The 16,402-nt window shown below is 37.3% G+C and carries 20 protein-coding genes and 1 tRNA gene; 14 read left to right on the forward strand and 7 right to left on the reverse strand.

Annotated features, from left to right (window positions below; translation table 11 throughout):
• Nucleotides 1-62 precede the first annotated feature (62 nt).
• Both AC3B6B_RS04430 and murQ read right to left on the reverse strand, forming a co-directional pair.
• On the reverse strand, nucleotides 63-941 hold the full coding sequence (locus tag AC3B6B_RS04430; protein WP_489757463.1) for a MurR/RpiR family transcriptional regulator: 879 nt from the start codon (nucleotides 939-941) through the stop codon (nucleotides 63-65).
• A gap of 12 nt (nucleotides 942-953) precedes the next feature.
• Nucleotides 954-1,850: an N-acetylmuramic acid 6-phosphate etherase gene (gene murQ, locus AC3B6B_RS04435; protein ID WP_489757464.1), complete on the reverse strand. Its 897-nt coding sequence runs from the start codon at nucleotides 1,848-1,850 to the stop codon at nucleotides 954-956.
• A gap of 209 nt (nucleotides 1,851-2,059) precedes the next feature.
• Here murQ and AC3B6B_RS04440 point away from each other — a divergent pair, with 209 nt between their 5' ends.
• Together AC3B6B_RS04440 and AC3B6B_RS04445 are read left to right on the forward strand one after the other, a co-directional pair.
• Nucleotides 2,060-3,112, forward strand: coding sequence for a MupG family TIM beta-alpha barrel fold protein (locus AC3B6B_RS04440; RefSeq protein ID WP_489757465.1), 1,053 nt, complete (start codon nucleotides 2,060-2,062; stop codon nucleotides 3,110-3,112).
• A gap of 19 nt (nucleotides 3,113-3,131) precedes the next feature.
• Nucleotides 3,132-5,129 (forward strand): glucose PTS transporter subunit IIA, encoded by a 1,998-nt coding sequence (locus AC3B6B_RS04445; protein ID WP_489757466.1) that lies wholly within the window; start codon nucleotides 3,132-3,134, stop codon nucleotides 5,127-5,129.
• On the opposite strand, the gene AC3B6B_RS04450 is transcribed toward AC3B6B_RS04445, so the two are convergent.
• The 3 genes from AC3B6B_RS04450 to AC3B6B_RS04460 form a co-directional block, all read right to left on the reverse strand.
• Complete coding sequence (locus AC3B6B_RS04450) at nucleotides 5,116-5,553, reverse strand: ImmA/IrrE family metallo-endopeptidase (RefSeq protein ID WP_489757467.1); 438 nt, start codon at nucleotides 5,551-5,553, stop codon at nucleotides 5,116-5,118. The two genes, AC3B6B_RS04445 and AC3B6B_RS04450, sit on opposite strands and share 14 nt — an antisense overlap.
• A 72-nt stretch (nucleotides 5,554-5,625) precedes the next feature.
• Complete coding sequence (locus AC3B6B_RS04455; protein ID WP_489757468.1) at nucleotides 5,626-5,958, reverse strand: helix-turn-helix domain-containing protein; 333 nt, start codon at nucleotides 5,956-5,958, stop codon at nucleotides 5,626-5,628.
• Nucleotides 5,959-6,115: 157 nt separating this feature from the next.
• A complete protein-coding gene (locus AC3B6B_RS04460) occupies nucleotides 6,116-6,448 on the reverse strand; it encodes a helix-turn-helix domain-containing protein (RefSeq protein WP_489757469.1) in 333 nt (110 codons plus the stop codon).
• A 146-nt stretch (nucleotides 6,449-6,594) separates the two neighbouring features.
• Here AC3B6B_RS04460 and AC3B6B_RS04465 point away from each other — a divergent pair, with 146 nt between their 5' ends.
• The 3 genes from AC3B6B_RS04465 (at nucleotide 6,595) to AC3B6B_RS04475 (ending at nucleotide 9,886) form a co-directional block, all read left to right on the forward strand.
• On the forward strand, nucleotides 6,595-6,825 hold the full coding sequence (locus AC3B6B_RS04465) for a helix-turn-helix transcriptional regulator (protein ID WP_489757470.1): 231 nt from the start codon (nucleotides 6,595-6,597) through the stop codon (nucleotides 6,823-6,825).
• A 143-nt stretch (nucleotides 6,826-6,968) separates the two neighbouring features.
• Nucleotides 6,969-7,943: a hypothetical protein gene (locus AC3B6B_RS04470; RefSeq protein WP_489757471.1), complete on the forward strand. Its 975-nt coding sequence runs from the start codon at nucleotides 6,969-6,971 to the stop codon at nucleotides 7,941-7,943.
• A 113-nt stretch (nucleotides 7,944-8,056) separates the two neighbouring features.
• Nucleotides 8,057-9,886, forward strand: coding sequence for an SEC10/PgrA surface exclusion domain-containing protein (locus AC3B6B_RS04475; RefSeq protein WP_489757472.1), 1,830 nt, complete (start codon nucleotides 8,057-8,059; stop codon nucleotides 9,884-9,886).
• 87 nt (nucleotides 9,887-9,973) lie between these two features.
• On the opposite strand, the gene AC3B6B_RS04480 is transcribed toward AC3B6B_RS04475, so the two are convergent.
• The gene (locus AC3B6B_RS04480) at nucleotides 9,974-10,114 is read right to left on the reverse strand and encodes a hypothetical protein (protein WP_489757473.1); all 141 of its coding nucleotides are present in this window, start codon (nucleotides 10,112-10,114) and stop codon (nucleotides 9,974-9,976) included.
• A gap of 1,048 nt (nucleotides 10,115-11,162) precedes the next feature.
• Between AC3B6B_RS04480 and AC3B6B_RS04485 the strand changes: the two genes are divergently transcribed.
• From AC3B6B_RS04485 to AC3B6B_RS04500, 4 genes are all read left to right on the forward strand, one after another.
• The gene (locus tag AC3B6B_RS04485) at nucleotides 11,163-11,402 is read left to right on the forward strand and encodes an AbrB/MazE/SpoVT family DNA-binding domain-containing protein (protein ID WP_489757474.1); all 240 of its coding nucleotides are present in this window, start codon (nucleotides 11,163-11,165) and stop codon (nucleotides 11,400-11,402) included.
• A 1-nt stretch (nucleotide 11,403) separates the two neighbouring features.
• A complete protein-coding gene (locus AC3B6B_RS04490; protein ID WP_489757475.1) occupies nucleotides 11,404-11,799 on the forward strand; it encodes a type II toxin-antitoxin system death-on-curing family toxin in 396 nt (131 codons plus the stop codon).
• A 68-nt stretch (nucleotides 11,800-11,867) separates the two neighbouring features.
• Nucleotides 11,868-12,056, forward strand: coding sequence for a hypothetical protein (locus AC3B6B_RS04495; RefSeq protein ID WP_489757476.1), 189 nt, complete (start codon nucleotides 11,868-11,870; stop codon nucleotides 12,054-12,056).
• A 531-nt stretch (nucleotides 12,057-12,587) separates the two neighbouring features.
• Nucleotides 12,588-12,661: transfer RNA gene (locus AC3B6B_RS04500), tRNA-Arg, on the forward strand.
• A gap of 936 nt (nucleotides 12,662-13,597) precedes the next feature.
• Here AC3B6B_RS04500 and AC3B6B_RS04505 read toward each other — a convergent pair.
• Nucleotides 13,598-13,702 (reverse strand): type I toxin-antitoxin system Fst family toxin, encoded by a 105-nt coding sequence (locus AC3B6B_RS04505; RefSeq protein ID WP_489757477.1) that lies wholly within the window; start codon nucleotides 13,700-13,702, stop codon nucleotides 13,598-13,600.
• A gap of 267 nt (nucleotides 13,703-13,969) precedes the next feature.
• Between AC3B6B_RS04505 and AC3B6B_RS04510 the strand changes: the two genes are divergently transcribed.
• From AC3B6B_RS04510 to AC3B6B_RS04530, 5 genes are all read left to right on the forward strand, one after another.
• The gene (locus AC3B6B_RS04510) at nucleotides 13,970-14,296 is read left to right on the forward strand and encodes a carboxymuconolactone decarboxylase family protein (protein ID WP_489757478.1); all 327 of its coding nucleotides are present in this window, start codon (nucleotides 13,970-13,972) and stop codon (nucleotides 14,294-14,296) included.
• Between the two features lie 2 nt (nucleotides 14,297-14,298).
• Nucleotides 14,299-14,724 carry a cupin domain-containing protein gene (locus AC3B6B_RS04515; protein WP_489757479.1) on the forward strand — a complete coding sequence of 142 codons (426 nt, stop codon included), beginning with the start codon at nucleotides 14,299-14,301 and terminating at the stop codon, nucleotides 14,722-14,724.
• A complete protein-coding gene (locus AC3B6B_RS04520; RefSeq protein ID WP_489757480.1) occupies nucleotides 14,724-15,374 on the forward strand; it encodes an NAD(P)H-binding protein in 651 nt (216 codons plus the stop codon). The genes AC3B6B_RS04515 and AC3B6B_RS04520 overlap by 1 nt, the downstream gene beginning before the upstream one ends.
• Nucleotides 15,375-15,385: 11 nt before the next feature.
• On the forward strand, nucleotides 15,386-15,796 hold the full coding sequence (locus AC3B6B_RS04525; RefSeq protein WP_489757481.1) for a MerR family transcriptional regulator: 411 nt from the start codon (nucleotides 15,386-15,388) through the stop codon (nucleotides 15,794-15,796).
• Between the two features lie 152 nt (nucleotides 15,797-15,948).
• Nucleotides 15,949-16,365 carry a MerR family transcriptional regulator gene (locus AC3B6B_RS04530; protein WP_489757482.1) on the forward strand — a complete coding sequence of 139 codons (417 nt, stop codon included), beginning with the start codon at nucleotides 15,949-15,951 and terminating at the stop codon, nucleotides 16,363-16,365.
• Nucleotides 16,366-16,402: the final 37 nt, after the last annotated feature.

A 16,402-nucleotide genomic window follows, 5' to 3' on the forward strand; every position in this document is an offset into this window, starting at 1 on the left:
TAATAAAAAAGGCAACTTTCAAGTTTGAAAGTTGCTTTTTTAGTCAATTAGTCAAGCAGAATTTATCTTTTTAAAGTATATTTGACGGCAGCCTTATATGTATCAATAGCTGTCCGTGAACGCTCCACACTTAATTTAGCTGGGGTATAATTTTGACTGACATAAGCGTAATAAATGATATTGACCAAAAACAGCTGAGTTTGCAGTGAATCGGTGGCAGCAATCCGCATACTACTTTCAATCGGATGCGAAGTTTGCAGCCCAATATCGGCATATTTAGTCAAAGTGTTTTTGCCAAAAGCCGTCATCGTGACGACAGGAATGTGCGATTTGCGGGCATACTGCGCCATGGCAATGGCTTCTGGTGATTCGCCTGAATTGGAAACTAGCCAGAGTAAACTATTTTGCTCGTTAGAGTTAACGACCAGTGGTAAAAATTGGTTAATATCATCGTTATAACTGGTGGCGATGCCAAGGCGTGCCCATTTCTGAGCAATATCTTGAGCCACTAAATTAGAAGCGCCGACACCAAAAACCATAATTTTTTGAGTTTTACTTAATTCTTCAACTAAGTTTAAGACTACTTTACTGCGAATTTGCTCAACGGTTTCTTTCAAAGAACGCTGTGTATCGTGTAAGAGCTTATTTTTAATGGAAAGAATACTTTCGTTTTCTTGAATATCAGCTTGAATAATTTGGTCAGCGTCAACATCTTGTGAGAGATCATAGGCTAATTGTAATTTTAACTGATTATAATTGTCGAAGCTTAGATTCCGAGCAAAGCGGCTGACAGTAGCGGGACTAGTTTGCGCAACCTGCGCAAAGTCGTGCACATTCATTGTGATGACTTCTTGGGGAAATTGTTTTAAATAATCAGCTAATCGGCGTTCAGATTTAGACAGTTTAGAATAAATTCCATCAATATTTCTTTGGACACTCATAATGTTCCCCCCCTAATTTAAAATTGCTTGCACTGTTTTGGCAATCCGCCCCTCGTTAGCTTTGAGCGCTTTCAAGGCAGCCATTTCATCTAAGCCAGTTAAGATCATGACAATAGCCACTTTAGGGCGATGGTGCGCCTGTTCAAAGGTCTGGATGGCGGTTTTTTGGTCACAATCGGTGGCTTCGCAAATAATTCTTTGAGCGCGATCGACTAACTTTTCATTGGTTGGTTGGACGTCAACCATTAAGTTGCCATAAACTTTGCCCGCTTCAATCATGGCCGTTGTTGAAATCATATTTAAAACCAATTTTTGGGCAGTGCCCGCTTTCATTCTGGTGGAGCCGGTGATGACTTCTGGTCCGGTGACCACTTCAATAGGAAAGTCGGCATGTTGACTAATGACTGCATCGGGATTACAGGATAGAGATCCAGTTTGAGCACCGATTTGCCGGGCATAATCCAATCCGCCAATGACATACGGCGTGCGACCTGAAGCAGCGATTCCTAAATAAAAGTCTTTCGGTCCAAAGTTTCGCTCAATTAAATCTTGTCGCCCCAGTTCGGGATTGTCTTCGGCACCTTCAACCGCTGTTAACATAGCTTTTTGTCCGCCAGCGATCATCGCCTGAAAAACAGTCGGTGCTACTCCATAAGTCGGGACAGTTTCGGCCGCATCTAAAACGCCTAAGCGTCCACTAGTACCGGCCCCCGCATAAAAGACGTGCCCGCCTTTGGTAAGGCTTGTTTTGATAGCAGTGACTACTTGGACTATTTGTTGGAGAGTTTCCGGTTGACCGATGATGCTGGGAACAGTTTGGTCTTCTTGGTTAATTAACTGTAAGATTTCATAGGTTGAAAGTTGGTCAATATTAGTTGTTTTTTGATTACGTTGTTCAGTTGGTTTCAATTAAAATTTTTGCCCTTTCACATAAATAATGAAAATGGATATCAAATATTATTTCATCAGATTGAAATTATATTTCATTCAGTTATAATTTAACTGAAATCGTTAACTAAGTCAAATACAAATAGCCAGAACAAAAAGTTTTTAGATTATTTTATAATTTTGTAATAATTTTATAGTATTTTGAATTATAATGAAGGAGAACATTCAAAATGTTAGGTTTTTCAGTTTATTTGTCCCAGCCATTGGATGCCCGAGTGCAACATTATCTGCAAACGATGGCTCAAATTGGTTTTCAAGGTGTATTTACTTCATTAAATTTACCGGAGGATGATGCTGCCGTTTTGGCCCAGCGCTTACAACAATTAGCTAGTTGGTGTCAGCAAAATAATCTGGCTTTAATGGTAGACTTATCTGATTTTGCATTAAAACGCTTAGGTTGGTCGCTAGCAGATCCGCACAGTTTACAAAAACTGGGTTTAACGGGAATTCGTGTTGACGCGGGATTAACTTGGCGCCAAGTCGCTTGGCTGAGTCATTATTTCACTGTGGCTGTGAATGCTAGTACCTTTAATGAGGCCGATTATCAGGCCTTGTGTGCAAATAATGCTGATTTGGCGAATATTGAGGCGTGGCATAATTATTATCCGCGTCCCGAAACCGGCTTGGGTATTGCATGGTATCAGCATCAGAACCAATTCTTACAGAACTTAGGTTTAAAGACAATGGGCTTTATTGCCGGAGACGGTAGTTTGCGTGGCCCTTTGTATCAACATTTACCAACGTTGGAAGCACAGCGTGAACAATTACCGTTAGCCAGCTTTTTACAAATACGGCAATTAGCGACTGATCATGTTTATATTGGTGATAACTCGTTGAGTGCTTTGAGTCAGGCAATGTTTGCGGCGTATTTAAAAGAGCAAGTCGTTGAATTATATTTTGCCGATTTACCACCTGTTTTGCAAAAAACATCCTGGCATAATCGTCCAGATGTTGCTCAACAGGTAGTTCGTCTGCAAGAAAGTCGACAACGGCAATTACTTAGTTGTGCTGTACAACAAGTCGCTCAGCGTCCGCGCGGAACATTGACCTGTGATAATGAGCGGTATCAGCGGTATGCTGGCGAATTACAAATAACAAAATGTGACTTGCCCGAAAATCCAGCGGTGAATGTGATTGCCCATTTGATACCAGCGCAATTAGACTTGTTGCCATACATTGGCGCAAACCAAAAACTACAGTTGCTAGCCGCAACTGTGAACTAAACTTTAGGAGGAGAAACCCATGGCGAAAGATAACTATCAAGCAATTGGTCAAGGTATTTATGACCACGTTGGCGGTCCAAATAATGTTGTTAAATTAATTCATTGTATGACAAGAGTCCGTTTAACAATTCGTGATGAAGCTCAAGTAGATTTAGAAGGGCTAAAGAAAGTTCCAGGAGTGTTGGGAGTTGTTCAAGAAGACACTCTGCAAGTAATTGTTGGTCCTGGTACTGTTAATAAAGTGGCGCAAGCTATGGTTGATCAAGTAGGGGTCAAATTAGGAGATCCTTTTCCGCAGACAGCGGCTAAGTTTGATGGTAAAAGTGCAGTTGAAGCTAAGGCTGCGCAGGTACATGCTGAGCATAAGGCGCAACAAAAGCAGACTTGGTGGCGTAAAGCCCTAAAACATATTAGTGCCATTTTTATTCCATTAATTCCAGCCTTTGTTGGTGCGGGGTTAATCTCGGGCATTGCGGGGATTTTAGGTAATCTGCAAGTTGCAGGCACTTTGAATCAGCAATGGACGCCGTTTATTACAGTTCTAAAAGTAATTAATAGTGGTTTATTTACTTATCTAAATATTTATATTGGCATTAATGCAGCGCAAGAGTTTGGTGCCACTCCGGGTTTAGGTGGGATCTTGGGCGGTCTAATTTATTTACCAGGAGTTGTCGCACCGATTACCTTACCGAATATTTTTACCGGTAAAGCCTTAGTAGCTGGTTCCGGCGGGGTACTTGGTGTGTTATTTGCTGTTTGGGTCATGGCTTATTTAGAAAAATGGTTGCATAAATGGATTCCGGATGCCGTAGATATTATCTTTACGCCGTTTTTAACCTTATTGGTGATGGGCTGTTTCACGATCTTTTTAATTATGCCCGCAGCCGGCTGGTTATCAGCATCGCTTGTCGGGGGCATTAATTGGATCTTGAAAGTCGGCGGTGCTTTTGCTGGTTTTGTATTAGGCGCCGTCTTCTTACCAATGGTTATGTTAGGTCTACACCAAATTTTGACGCCGATTCATTTGGAAATGATTAAAAATACCGGTTCCACGCCACTATTGCCGATTTTAGCCATGGCCGGTGCCGGGCAAGTCGGTAGTGCCATTGCATTATGGATCAAATGCCGAAAAAACAAACAGTTAACAGGAATGATTAAAGGTGCTTTGCCTGTGGGAATTCTTGGTGTGGGCGAACCGCTGATTTATGGTGTGTCATTACCATTAGGGCGACCGTTTATTACTGCCTGTATCGGTGGTGGAATTGGTGGCGCAGTGATTGGGGCGTTTCATGTGGGTGCAACGTCCATCGGTCCTTCTGGTGTGGCTTTAATTCCGTTAATTGCGCATGGCAAATGGTTACAATATATTCTTGGATTATTAGCAGCATATCTTGGTGGTTTTGTGATGACCTATTTCTTTGGTGTTCCTAAGACAGCGATGGCCGCCACCAATGTTGATGGTAGTTTAGTCACTGAGGCAGACACTGCAGAAGCCAAAGAACAATCGAGTGCACCCACAGCAGTAGAACAAGCTTTGGCGCTGCAACCTCAAGTAGGCGCAGTTAGTCAACTGGTCGCACCAGTGGCTGGTGAATTATTAGCTTTAAGTGATGTCCATGATGATGTCTTTTCACAAAAATTATTAGGTGATGGCTTTGCTTTAGAACCGACGCAAGCACAGATTGTGGCACCGGCCACAGGAACTTTAGTTAGTTTGACGGAAACTAAACATGCATTTACTTTAAAATCCGAAACGGGACTAGAAATTTTGGTCCATTTAGGCATTGATACCGTAGAATTAGGTGGTCAACCCTTCGAATTCACGGTTAAAGCCGGGCAACAAGTGCAAGCAGGACAAGAATTAGGAACAATGGACTTAGCGCAAATCAAAGCGGCTAACAAAGAAGCAACAGTGATGACCGTAATTACCAATATGGCTGCGGTGCAAGAGTTAAGTGAACTATCTTTTAATCAAGTCACTGCTGGTCAAGCCGTGCTACAAGTTAAAAATAAGTAAAATAATAGATACAATTGAACAATAAAAAAGCGGACTGCATCAAGTTAGTCCGTTTTTTTTTGTTTAAATAAGACTTGAATTCTTGTTGAATCATACTTTTTAAATACTTGGGAATGCCAAAATAAGCAATAAAGGCGGTGGCATTCAGTTGTTCAGCCGTCAGTAGCTGATCATAAATTGGGAGGATTAATCTGACAGCAGTAGTGTCTGCCTCTAATTCCATGACCTTTTTATAGCAAGAATGGTAGAGTGCGGCATAATTATTGTGATGACAAAAAATATGTCCCATTTCATGAGCTAGTTGAAAGGGAATTTCACGTTGGTTTGGCCAATTAGCATTTAAGGCAATTCGCTTCGTTGCGGGATAAGAGCAGGGTGCCGTTTGCGGAGCTAATGAAAAAGAATGCACTACGATTTGATTCATAGTCGCAATGTTCAATAAATAGTCAAAGATTTGATCATGCAGAGAAAACCATCGCCTTTAGATTATTAATGATTATTGTTTAGATGTAATTCCTTGCAAGAATCTTCGTAAAACTCTCATATCTTCTGAACTTATGGTTTTTCCCTTATAAGTAAATGTTAGATTATTGTCTGCTAAATCTACTGATTGAATGCTTGTATCTTTCTTAGATGAAAGTGTGAGAGTGTCTATAGAAACACCTAAAACCCTAGAAATTAGTTGTAATGTATTTAAATCAGGTGTGGTATAGTCACGCTCATAGTTAGAAATTACTTGGGCTGATTGTACTACTAAACTTCCCAATTGACCTTGGGTTAAATTCTTTTGTTTGCGATACTTTCTGATATTTTCACCAATAGTTGCCAAAATGTATACTCCTTATTGATTGTAATATATCAAAAGTAACGGTTATTGTTATTATACTAACGCAAATATTGAAAAAAGTATTTACAATAACAAAATGCGTTAGTATAATGATTTTAGATTAAGAAAATCAACAATATGTAAGTAAGGTTATTGATTGTTACTCATTTTGTCCACCTTTTAAAAAGCGAAACATGACGTCTAAATCAGCTTGAGGAATGATCTTACCTTCATAGGTCATCACGACATTATCGTCAGTAATATCAATATCTTGTTTACAAGGTACGATTTGTTTGAGGTTGGATTTTCCCAGTAAGTAATCAGTAGAAACATTAAAGAAGCCAGCAATTTGATTGATTTTTTTGATCGACGGTTCGCGCGTTTCACGTTCCCAAGTACCAATCGTTTTGCCAGAAACATCTAGCTGGGAGCCCAATTCTTCTTGTGTATAGTTCTTTTCTTTGCGTAAAGTTCTTAATCTTTCACCAAACATAATAATTAACCTCGTATTAAGAAATTACTACAATAAGTAGTAAAATTAAACGCACAGAACGTAGTATTATACATTGACAAGCTACTTTTTGTAGCATAAGATTGTTCTTGTAACTACTCAGTGTAGTTTTAAGGTGGTGATGAGAAATGAATAAATTAAAAGATATTCGAAGGGAGCGTGGTTGGACTCAAAGTTATTTAGCCGAACAATTGCATGTTTCGCAAAAAACGATCAGTGCTTGGGAGCGGGACTTTCGTATTCCTCCGGCCGCAAAAATGCAGCAGTTAGAAGATCTTAGCCAAGTACCTAAAGAACAAATTTTTAGTTCGGCGTTTAATTATAAAGGTGATTTAAAGGTTAGTGAAAACAATTACTAGCAAAAAGGATTAAGATAAAATTTTTAATCTATGGCCTGAAAGATGTGACAAATACATAACAACATCTCGAATAGACTATCAAATTTAAATAGTAATTGGTTTTAATAAATGAAAGCGATAATATTTAAAAGGAGATCAGTTTCATGAGAAAAAGTAAGAAATTATTGTTAACGTCAATGACAGCGCTAGCATTAGCCGGCGTCGGGGTTGGCACAGTTGGGACTTCAGTTAATTTAAACACGATTCATGCTGATAGATTAGTAGCAGCAGCAGGAGGTAGATCTACGCCTAATAATTCAGTTTCTTTTAACAATATTAACTCAGCTTATCCTGATTTTGATCGGGCTTATCCTAAAGCTTCGAATGAATTGGTCGATAATCAAAAAATTGATACTAGGAATACTATAAATTTTGTATCGGGAGTTTATGACAATGAAACACCCAATTTTGCACATTGTTTTGCTATTCCCCAAGGAACGATAACAGTTAATCAAGGAGAAACTAAAACTATAAAAGTTCCATCAGTTACAGGATTTACTCCATCAGTACAAAATGTTACTTTTACTAATTCTTCAGGTTTACAAGTCGAACAAGAACCAGAAGATGTTTATTATTATTCTAATTCTAATATGGATACTTCAAAAATTCCAAATAATATTACAAAGACTAGAGGAATCATTATCCTTGGCAAGGAAGAACCAATCTATAAAATTGTAAATCATACATTACAACCTACTAATGGAACTTTGGCAAAAAATTCTCAATGGATTTTCGATCAACATGCGTTAACATATAACCATCCATATAAGAATGGCAAGGACAGCTCATATAATACTGAGTATGTAAAAGTTGCACCTAATTCATGGGTAGAATTAGGTACAGATTCTCAATTCGGTTTGAAACCAATTAAGGAACATGGAATATTAAAGCTTTTAGTAGGAGGTTCTCCAGTAGCCGGTAATTTAGAAGGCGACGTTCTAAAACAGACTGTCACTCTCAATGGAGATAGCGAATGGAAATATACTGCCAAATATATAAGTAGAAATGGCGAAAAAGTTTTTTATCAGATTGCGCCTGATACTTTAGTTCCTGACTCTATAGTAGATATAGAAAAATAATTATTAAACCATATTGGAAAATAACTTAACACTAAAATGTCAAGACACTGGTTCTTGGCGTTTTTAGTATGCAGTTCTTTCAATTATATTTTTTAGAAAGGTGAGAACTTGAAATGAAACTAAAAACTTCATTATGTATAGCAGCTTTCTTAGCACTGGGTATTGGGAGTCAGTATCAGACTTCAAAATTGCAAGCTGATGACTATCATTATCCGGTAGCAACAGTAAAAAATTCAGCGCAATTATATAATATTGGTGGTCAGCCAATTAAGCAGTCGTTGGCTGCTAATACGGCTTGGCGGATCTTAGATATTCAAACGGTTAATGGTCAATCAATGTATGAAGTGGCTCAAAACATGTGGCTCCCCAGTTCAGAGAGTTCGAATAATTTTACGCCACAACATTATAATTACCATGTGGTGCGTGCCATTGCCCCCAAGAGTGGCTATGCGCCGTTATATGATAATCAACAAAAACTAATTGAAGCCCGTGTAGTGTTAGATTTTTCGGATTGGCGCGTTGGTAAAGTCAAAACCGTTGGTAATGTCACTTACTATCAAATTGATGGTAAGGAGTGGTTGAGTTCTAATGATGGGGTAGCTAACTTTACTGCTCCTAACCAGTCAGGGCAAACAGTAACTAATAACTTGGGCGCTGCTAATAATCAGCCAAGTAACAATGATACTAACGTCAATACGGCTACTGGTAGTGCTAGTGGTGGTTCAACAAGTAGTAATTCCACGAATAATTCTAATCCGACAACTTCGACGGGCAATGATAATCCAACCAATAGCAGTAATACGAGTCCTAGCAATAATAATGACAGTCAAACGTTAGATCCCAATAATTTGACTCAAGCACAATTGCTCGAATTGAATCAGTACGCACTAGATGTAATTAATGGTTACCGCCAAAATGTGGGGGTAAAACCTTGGATCTTAAATAATTCTGCAATGAGTTTTGCTAGTGATGTGGCCAAGCAATATCAAGCGGATAATTGGTCGATATTTGAGCATATTCAGCACGTTGGTCCTACAACAGAAGCACATGATATCAGCGCTATTACTAAGATGGCTGCCAAGTATGGCTTAAATGATGGTGGACAATTTTATGAAAATGCCGAAACATCACCTTATCAAAATCCAACGACAATGGCTGGCTTCAAGCAAGACATTGCCGCGGCTATTCACGATATGATTTATGATGATGCGACTTCTAACTGGGGCCATCGTGATAGTTTGCTGAGTTCTGGTGGATTTGCTAGTCAAGCGCAAAAGAATACCTATTTTGGGATGGCTTATAATCAATTACCTAGTGGCGAACGGATAACGCATTTTATCTCAGTACCTGAGAATTATATCCAAGATTCTGATCTCTTTCATATTCCCGGTCAAGCTCACGTTCAAAAGTACGATGTGAACAACTTACCACAGGATCAATTATTAGAATTGAATCAATACGCGGTCGCAGCCTTAAATAAATTGCGCAAGTCGGTTGGCAGTCAATCCTTACTTTTGAATCGCTCAGCGATGAGTTATGCCAATGCGATTGCTCAACAAAATTTACAAGAAAATCAAGGGTTGAATACTAATAATCATGGTTCTTTCAATTCTGCCTTCATGCAATTAGCTCCAAAGTATGGCTTGGATAACAGCGGTCAGTATTATGAAGAAGTGGAAAGTTTTGCTGATACGCCTAAACAAATTAGTATGCCAGATTTGAAACAAGATATTGATCGAGCAATCAAAAACATTGCCGATGATGAAATTAATGATAGTCTGTTGTTAAGTACTGGTGATTGGAGTGACAATAATACTGCCAATGATTACTTTGGTCTTTCATTGTATCGCCTAAGTAGCGGTGAGATGATTATTCATTTTATCTTAGTACCTGAAAAGTTGATTGTAGATCATTCATTATTTGATACTTCTGCCAATCTTTAAAGTTAGTATCTAAAATGTATGTATAGTAAAAGCCATTCCTTCAGGGCAAGGAATGGCTTTTATTTGGATATTAATGTCACAGCAGGTCTATTCAGATTGCTTTAAAATTTTTAGACTATGGATCAAATTGAGGACTGAGGCAATTAAATTGACAGCGGCTACGGTAGTAACTAGTTTACGTTTAAAGTTTTCGTCATCCAATGGAAGTTTCTGAAATAAGTTTTTCATAATTATTGTCCTCCTAAGGTAACTATTAGTGCTAGATACATTATATCATTTTACGTGTGGTACTATTTAAAAAATGTTTAAAATAAAAAGCCTGATTAAGCTAAACTTTACTATCTTTAGTCTAAGAAAGTTAATCCTATGTCAGACTTTTAAGCGTCATCAAGATCTCTTAGCTTACAATATTTAATTAATATTTGCTTTTAGACGCTTGGAGAGAATTACTAGCATTAGATATAATACTTTGGTTGCAACCTCCATAATATGCAACACTCGGAGGTGAGTAATTATGTTCAACCAATTTTTAATATCAGTAATATCTGGTATTATCATTTCCATATACATGTGGCGGATTAATAAACGCTAATTTTAGCGCAAGTAAAAAGGCATCTAGTAACTTACCGTGGTCAACTAGATGTCTTTTTGTATTGCTTTGAGTAAAATGCTCAACCAATTTCGCATTTATAGTAACACAATTATTCTTGATATCCTAACAATTTAATTTGTAGACAATTCCATAATTGGAGGCTTTTTACTATGTATAACGCGTGGTACTAGTTAATTTTTCTACTTCGTTTACACAAATACCAACCTATCTCGAGTAGTTTGATCTTTTGAATATATACTAAAGGTATGCTACAATTACATCGAAACGTGAAGATGATTTAAACAAAACGACACAAAAGCCATTCCTAATTGCGATAGGAATGGCTTTTTTTGTGTGGTTACAAGACAACTCGAATTTACTTTTTATGATTTTTGCGTAACCAATCAATAATCATTTGACCAAATATGCTCACAAACAATGGAGCACTGACGTGAAGATAATATAAAACAAAAACGGCATCCCCTCTCGGGGCGAGTTGCCGTCTAAAATTATATCATAAAAAATTTCGTAATCTGGGGGAAATATTATGGACGAAAAGCCAGATTTCAGGGACATTATGGTAGTGTAAATAATTTGGCATCGAATACTTTAATAAAGATTATCTCTTTTATTTTGTGATGACTATATAGTATAGTGTATATACTAAATCGAGGAGGCTTGATGATGACAAATAGTAGTGTTAAACCATTCAAATCAGGTAATTCGCTTGCGTTTAGAATAACTAAGAAGGATAGTGAGTTACTGGGATTAACTGAAGATACCATGTTTGAAAAAGTGGTATCACCAGATGGAAAGTCTATCACTTTTAAAAAGAAAGAAGCTGTTCCAAAAGAATTAGATCAATTTATTGATGATTTTTATCAAAAGAATGGTGAATTAATGACTGAGTTAGAGAATTTATGATATGGAATATTTAAGCAAAGAGCTGCTGGTGGAGGTTAATCAAGCTGTCATCGAGCGTTCCATCAACAGAGATTTTGGGATTCAGTACAGTGAAGGACTAGATATAATCGTTCAACAGCCACAACAGATTTTGTTCGGTCGGGAATTATGTCCGACTATTTGGCTGAAAGCGGCGTTCATTGTACAGAAAATAATCAAGAAGCATATTTTTCAAGATGGTAATAAAAGGACCACCTTGATAGCAACTGCATTTTTTTTGGATATGAATGGTTATCATTTAGAATTTGACTTAGAATCTGGGAAGCTATTCATTTTAACGGTAACCAATGAACCGGATGATGAACAAGTTATGCTTGCAACTGCCAATTGGTTGAAAAATCATAGTTCTAAAAAATAGATTTTATTTCTAAGCACTCAGTAGGAGTGCTTTTTTATATCCAAAATTAGAGGGTGTGGTGAGATGACGTGACAGTACACAAAAATTCACAAAATAAGGATTTTCATAGCTTGAACAGTGACCGGAAAAAGACGGTTAAGTTGCTATTTGAAGATACTTTGATCGATGAAGAAATTGCCAAACAAGTTAATCGTAGTCGCAGAACACTGGCAAAGTTGAAGAACGATCCATTGTTCATTGAAGCACAACGTGAATAACTAGATGAAGCTTTGCCAAACTCCAATGATTGTCAAAAAGTAATTATTAGTAATTCAGCTTTTTTCAACACAATCTATCTTGAGAGATTCTCGAATGTTAAGAATCGTGGAATTTTATAGATGACGTTTCTTTTCTATTATTATGAATAAACTATTTATGAAACTATAGTGCTCATTCATTTCCTTTTTAGTGGGTGTGTCAATAAGATGGTGTTAAGATATTAATCCAATCTTGAATTAAAGATTGCAAGCTAGAAGATTCTCGGTTACCCTTAAATAGGTCTGACATAGGATTCACTTTCTTTGGCTAGGGATAACCGAAGTGTAGCCTAGTCAGGATTTTTATTTCAACTAATTTTTAACTAGCACCACGCGTATTATTAGCATTTTTATCCAATTTTGATTTGTACATGAATTTTTTACTCGTCCTGTATTACTTTGCAACCTGGAACTTATTAGGTTTAGAATAAGTAACTTTTAAAAAATAATATTGACAAAGGTACTTAATGTTCAATATAATATTAATTGTTTGTCGCAGTGGCTCAGCTGGATAGAGCAACGGTCTTCTAAACCGTAGGTCGTGGGTTCGAATCCCACCTGCGACATTTTTTGTACCTTAATATGCTGCAATTCACAATCTGATAGCACATAAATGCTATTTTGTAAGTGTTTTGCTGTTGGATTCATTCACAATTACAGTCGAAATTTGGTGAACATTTTGGTGGAACTGTGCATTCTTATTTATCAAGCAGGGCACCTTTAATTGATAAAAAGGGCAATTATGTACGGACTGTGACTAACGGTGAGATTTATAAGTCAAAATCAATGCTAGCTGGTGTTATCAAGTATTGTCTAATTAATATCTACCAGCTTTGTATACAGCTGGCAGTGGTAAATAAAAAAGCTCCCAATGTGAGAGCTAAACATAATTAAATTGTGGGATTTTGGGAACGATTGTGCTACTATGAATACGTAAAAATGATGTTAGCATTAGGTTTATGTAACAACAAAAGAAGGCGCTCAAAACTTTGGTGGAAGTTTAAGATCGCATTTTTTGTTTCAAAAATTATTTGTGATTATCTAACTATTTTTTAAACATGGTTACTAAACAACCAGAAATAACTGCCGAAACAATCTGTAAAAAAGTGTTATTAGCACTAGGTTTCACCCCCTCATGTTGCTGCGTCGGGACTGCAACTTAAATATTATATTATAATGAAAGTATTTATTTTTAATTAAACATTGTTTCACTATGGTGAACATTAGACTTTTTATTCATATTTTTTGAGCAATTACAACTAAAAAGTTTTTTCTGGTATTTAAATATCGCAATGCCAAAAGTTGTTTTTGTTAGTAATTAAAAAGCTTTATGAAAAAATAGATATTGTTTCATTGCGACACATTTTTTAATTATAGTGTCACTTTGAGATAGTTATGTTATACTTGTCTTGCAAGATGTTAGTAATTCTTTGCATACAAACACAAAAGCCATTCCTATGCTGGTAGGAATGACTTTTTTTTGTGTGGTTGTCCATGACAACTCATTTTTTATCATTATGTTTGCCGTGCAACCAGTCGGCAATCATTTGATTCACTGCACCGACAATAATTGGTGCAATGATCAATGTTAGTAATTCTTTGAACATACAATCACTCCCTTTCGGGGCGAGTTGCCATTAAAAATTATATCATGAACAATTAAGTAATAGTGTAGCCTGGCAAATCAAGCCAAATGGATATTTTGTCATTGTCTATAAAGTTAAACACTTCGATGATTATCATCAGGCGTACTAGGATATGTGCTTTGTCTTTCTTTAATTTTACTTCTAATTAGTTGAAAAATAATTTTTGCTTGACTTAGAGTTAGCTCTAAGTTGTAAAGTTAACTTATTCTAAGTCGGAGGTGCTTTACTATGAAGAAACAAACAGCCGGACGTGAGAACTTAGGTGATTTTGCGCCCAAATTTGCAGAATTAAATGATGACGTTTTATTTGGAGAAGTTTGGTCACGTGAAAAAGAATTATCACCACGTGATCGTAGTTTAGCCACCATTGTTGCCATCATTACGGCCGGTAATTTTGAACAATTACCAGCTCATTTAAAGATGGGAAAACAAAATGGCTTAACTAAAGATGAAATCAGTGAAATTATCACTCATATTGCTTTTTATGTTGGTTGGCCGAAAGCTTGGTCAGCATTTAATATTGCTAAAAAATTCTATGAAGAACAGGGAGAATAATAATGGCTAAAAATGAAGATGTTAAAAATGGAGTAATTTTTGGTAGTGGTGACAAAAATGATGCCTTTGCCCAATATTTTGTCGGACAAAGTTATTTAAAGAATTTAGTCTCAGATCCTGACGTGAACGTTGGTGTTGGCAACGTAACTTTTGAACCAGGTTGCCGTAATAATTGGCATATTCATCATGATGGCTTCCAAATTTTATTAGTTACTGGTGGCGAAGGTTGGTACCAAGAAGAAGGCAAACCAGCGCAACATCTAACCCCTGGTGATGTGGTTGTAACGCACGACGGCGTGAAGCATTGGCACGGTGCTACTGCCGATAGTTGGTTTGAACATCTGGCAATTACAGCTGGTACTCCTGAGTGGTTAGAACCAGTGTCTGATGAAATTTATGATGCTTTGGATACGAAGGAAGCTAAATAATGTCACAAAATATTACTGTAATTGGCGCTAATGGACAAATTGCACGGTTGGTTGAGCAGCATTATCTCAACCATGATCAAGTTAATTTAAAATTATTTGCTCGTAATGTGCAGCGCTTACCACAAGAATTTGCAGCGGCCAATAATGTTCAAATTATTGAAGGCGACGCCCGTAATTATAACGATGTTTTCAAAGCGGTAGCTGGTAGCGATTTAGTTTACACTAATTTGGGTGGCGTCTTTACGCCGATGGTCCAAAATATTGTTCAGGCGATGAATGAGCAACAAGTACGGCGGTTAATTCATGTGACTGGTTTAGGCTTGTATCACGAGGTACCAGATCCTTTTGGTACCTGGGTCGAAGAATCTTGTGGTCATGCGGTCATGGAAGATACCAGAGATGCAGCCAAGCTAATTGAAGAGAATGGTCAGTTAGACTATACGATTATTCGGGCTGGTTACATGTCGAATGCGCCGGCAGTTGATTATGAATTAACTCATCGTCATGAACCTTTTAAGGGAACAACCATTTCACGAGCCAGTATCGCCGATTTAATTGAACGAATGATTGATGATCCCACACTGTTTGTCAATGATAGTTTGGGAATTGCCCAAGCAGGAACTGATGGTGCGACACCGGTTTACAAATAGGAGTCAATTAAATGACGAAAACTTATCGGATTGGTGAATTTGCGAAAGTTGTCCAAACCACGCCTTATACCTTGCGCTTTTATGAAAAGGAAGGTTTGCTGACTGTGCAAAAAGTTCATGGTCAACGTTTGTATACGGACCAAGATGTTTTGTGGTATCAATTTCTGCAACATCTCAAAGGCGCGGGTTTTAGTTTGTTTGAAATGAAGCAATACGTGACTTGGCGGGCTCAAGGTGATGCCACGATTGGCAAACGCCAAGAGTTACTGCAAACTAAAAAGCGTGAGCTAGAAGCCAAAATTCAACAAGAACAAGAGCATTTACAAGTTGTTCAAGATAAAATTGATTTTTATGCAGCGTTAAAACAACATGCTATTACCGATGACTTTGAAACTTTTCGGCAACAGCGGCATGTAAATTAAAATAAAGGAAACGTTTGGTAAATTGGCAAAATTTATACAAACGTTTTTTGAGTTTTCAATGTAAATGTTCGCATTTGGTAAAGGTCATTGCTTGAATTAGTCTAACTAGTTAAGATAGTTTTAAAAATAAATGAATAAAGGAGTGGGCAGTGATGATTAGTATCAAAGACGCGGCAGCACAAACTGGACTCTCAGCTGACACTATTCGTTATTATGAAAAGCTGGGCTTATTACCCGAAGTCCGTCGTTCCAGTACAGGCATTCGTCAATTCGATGCGGCCGTTTTGAGTCGTTTAGCATTTATCAAAAAGATGCGACAAGCAGGAATGTCACTAGATAGTTTACAAAAATATATTAATTTATATCAATCAGCTGAGGATACAACACAAGAACAATATCAACTATTAAAAGAACAACGGCAAATTATGGAGAATAAAAAACAGGCTCTTCAGGTGGCAATTGATCACTTGGACTTTAAAATTCAACATTTTAGTGATCATGTTTTACCAGCGGAGGATCAATTGCACCGCTTAGAAAATGAACGTTTGTCTGAAATTATTAAAAAATAAAATTATTGCTTGTCTTGGAGTCAACTCCAAGTTGTAT

The sequence above is a fragment of the Bombilactobacillus sp. ESL1197 genome, from assembly GCF_058107145.1.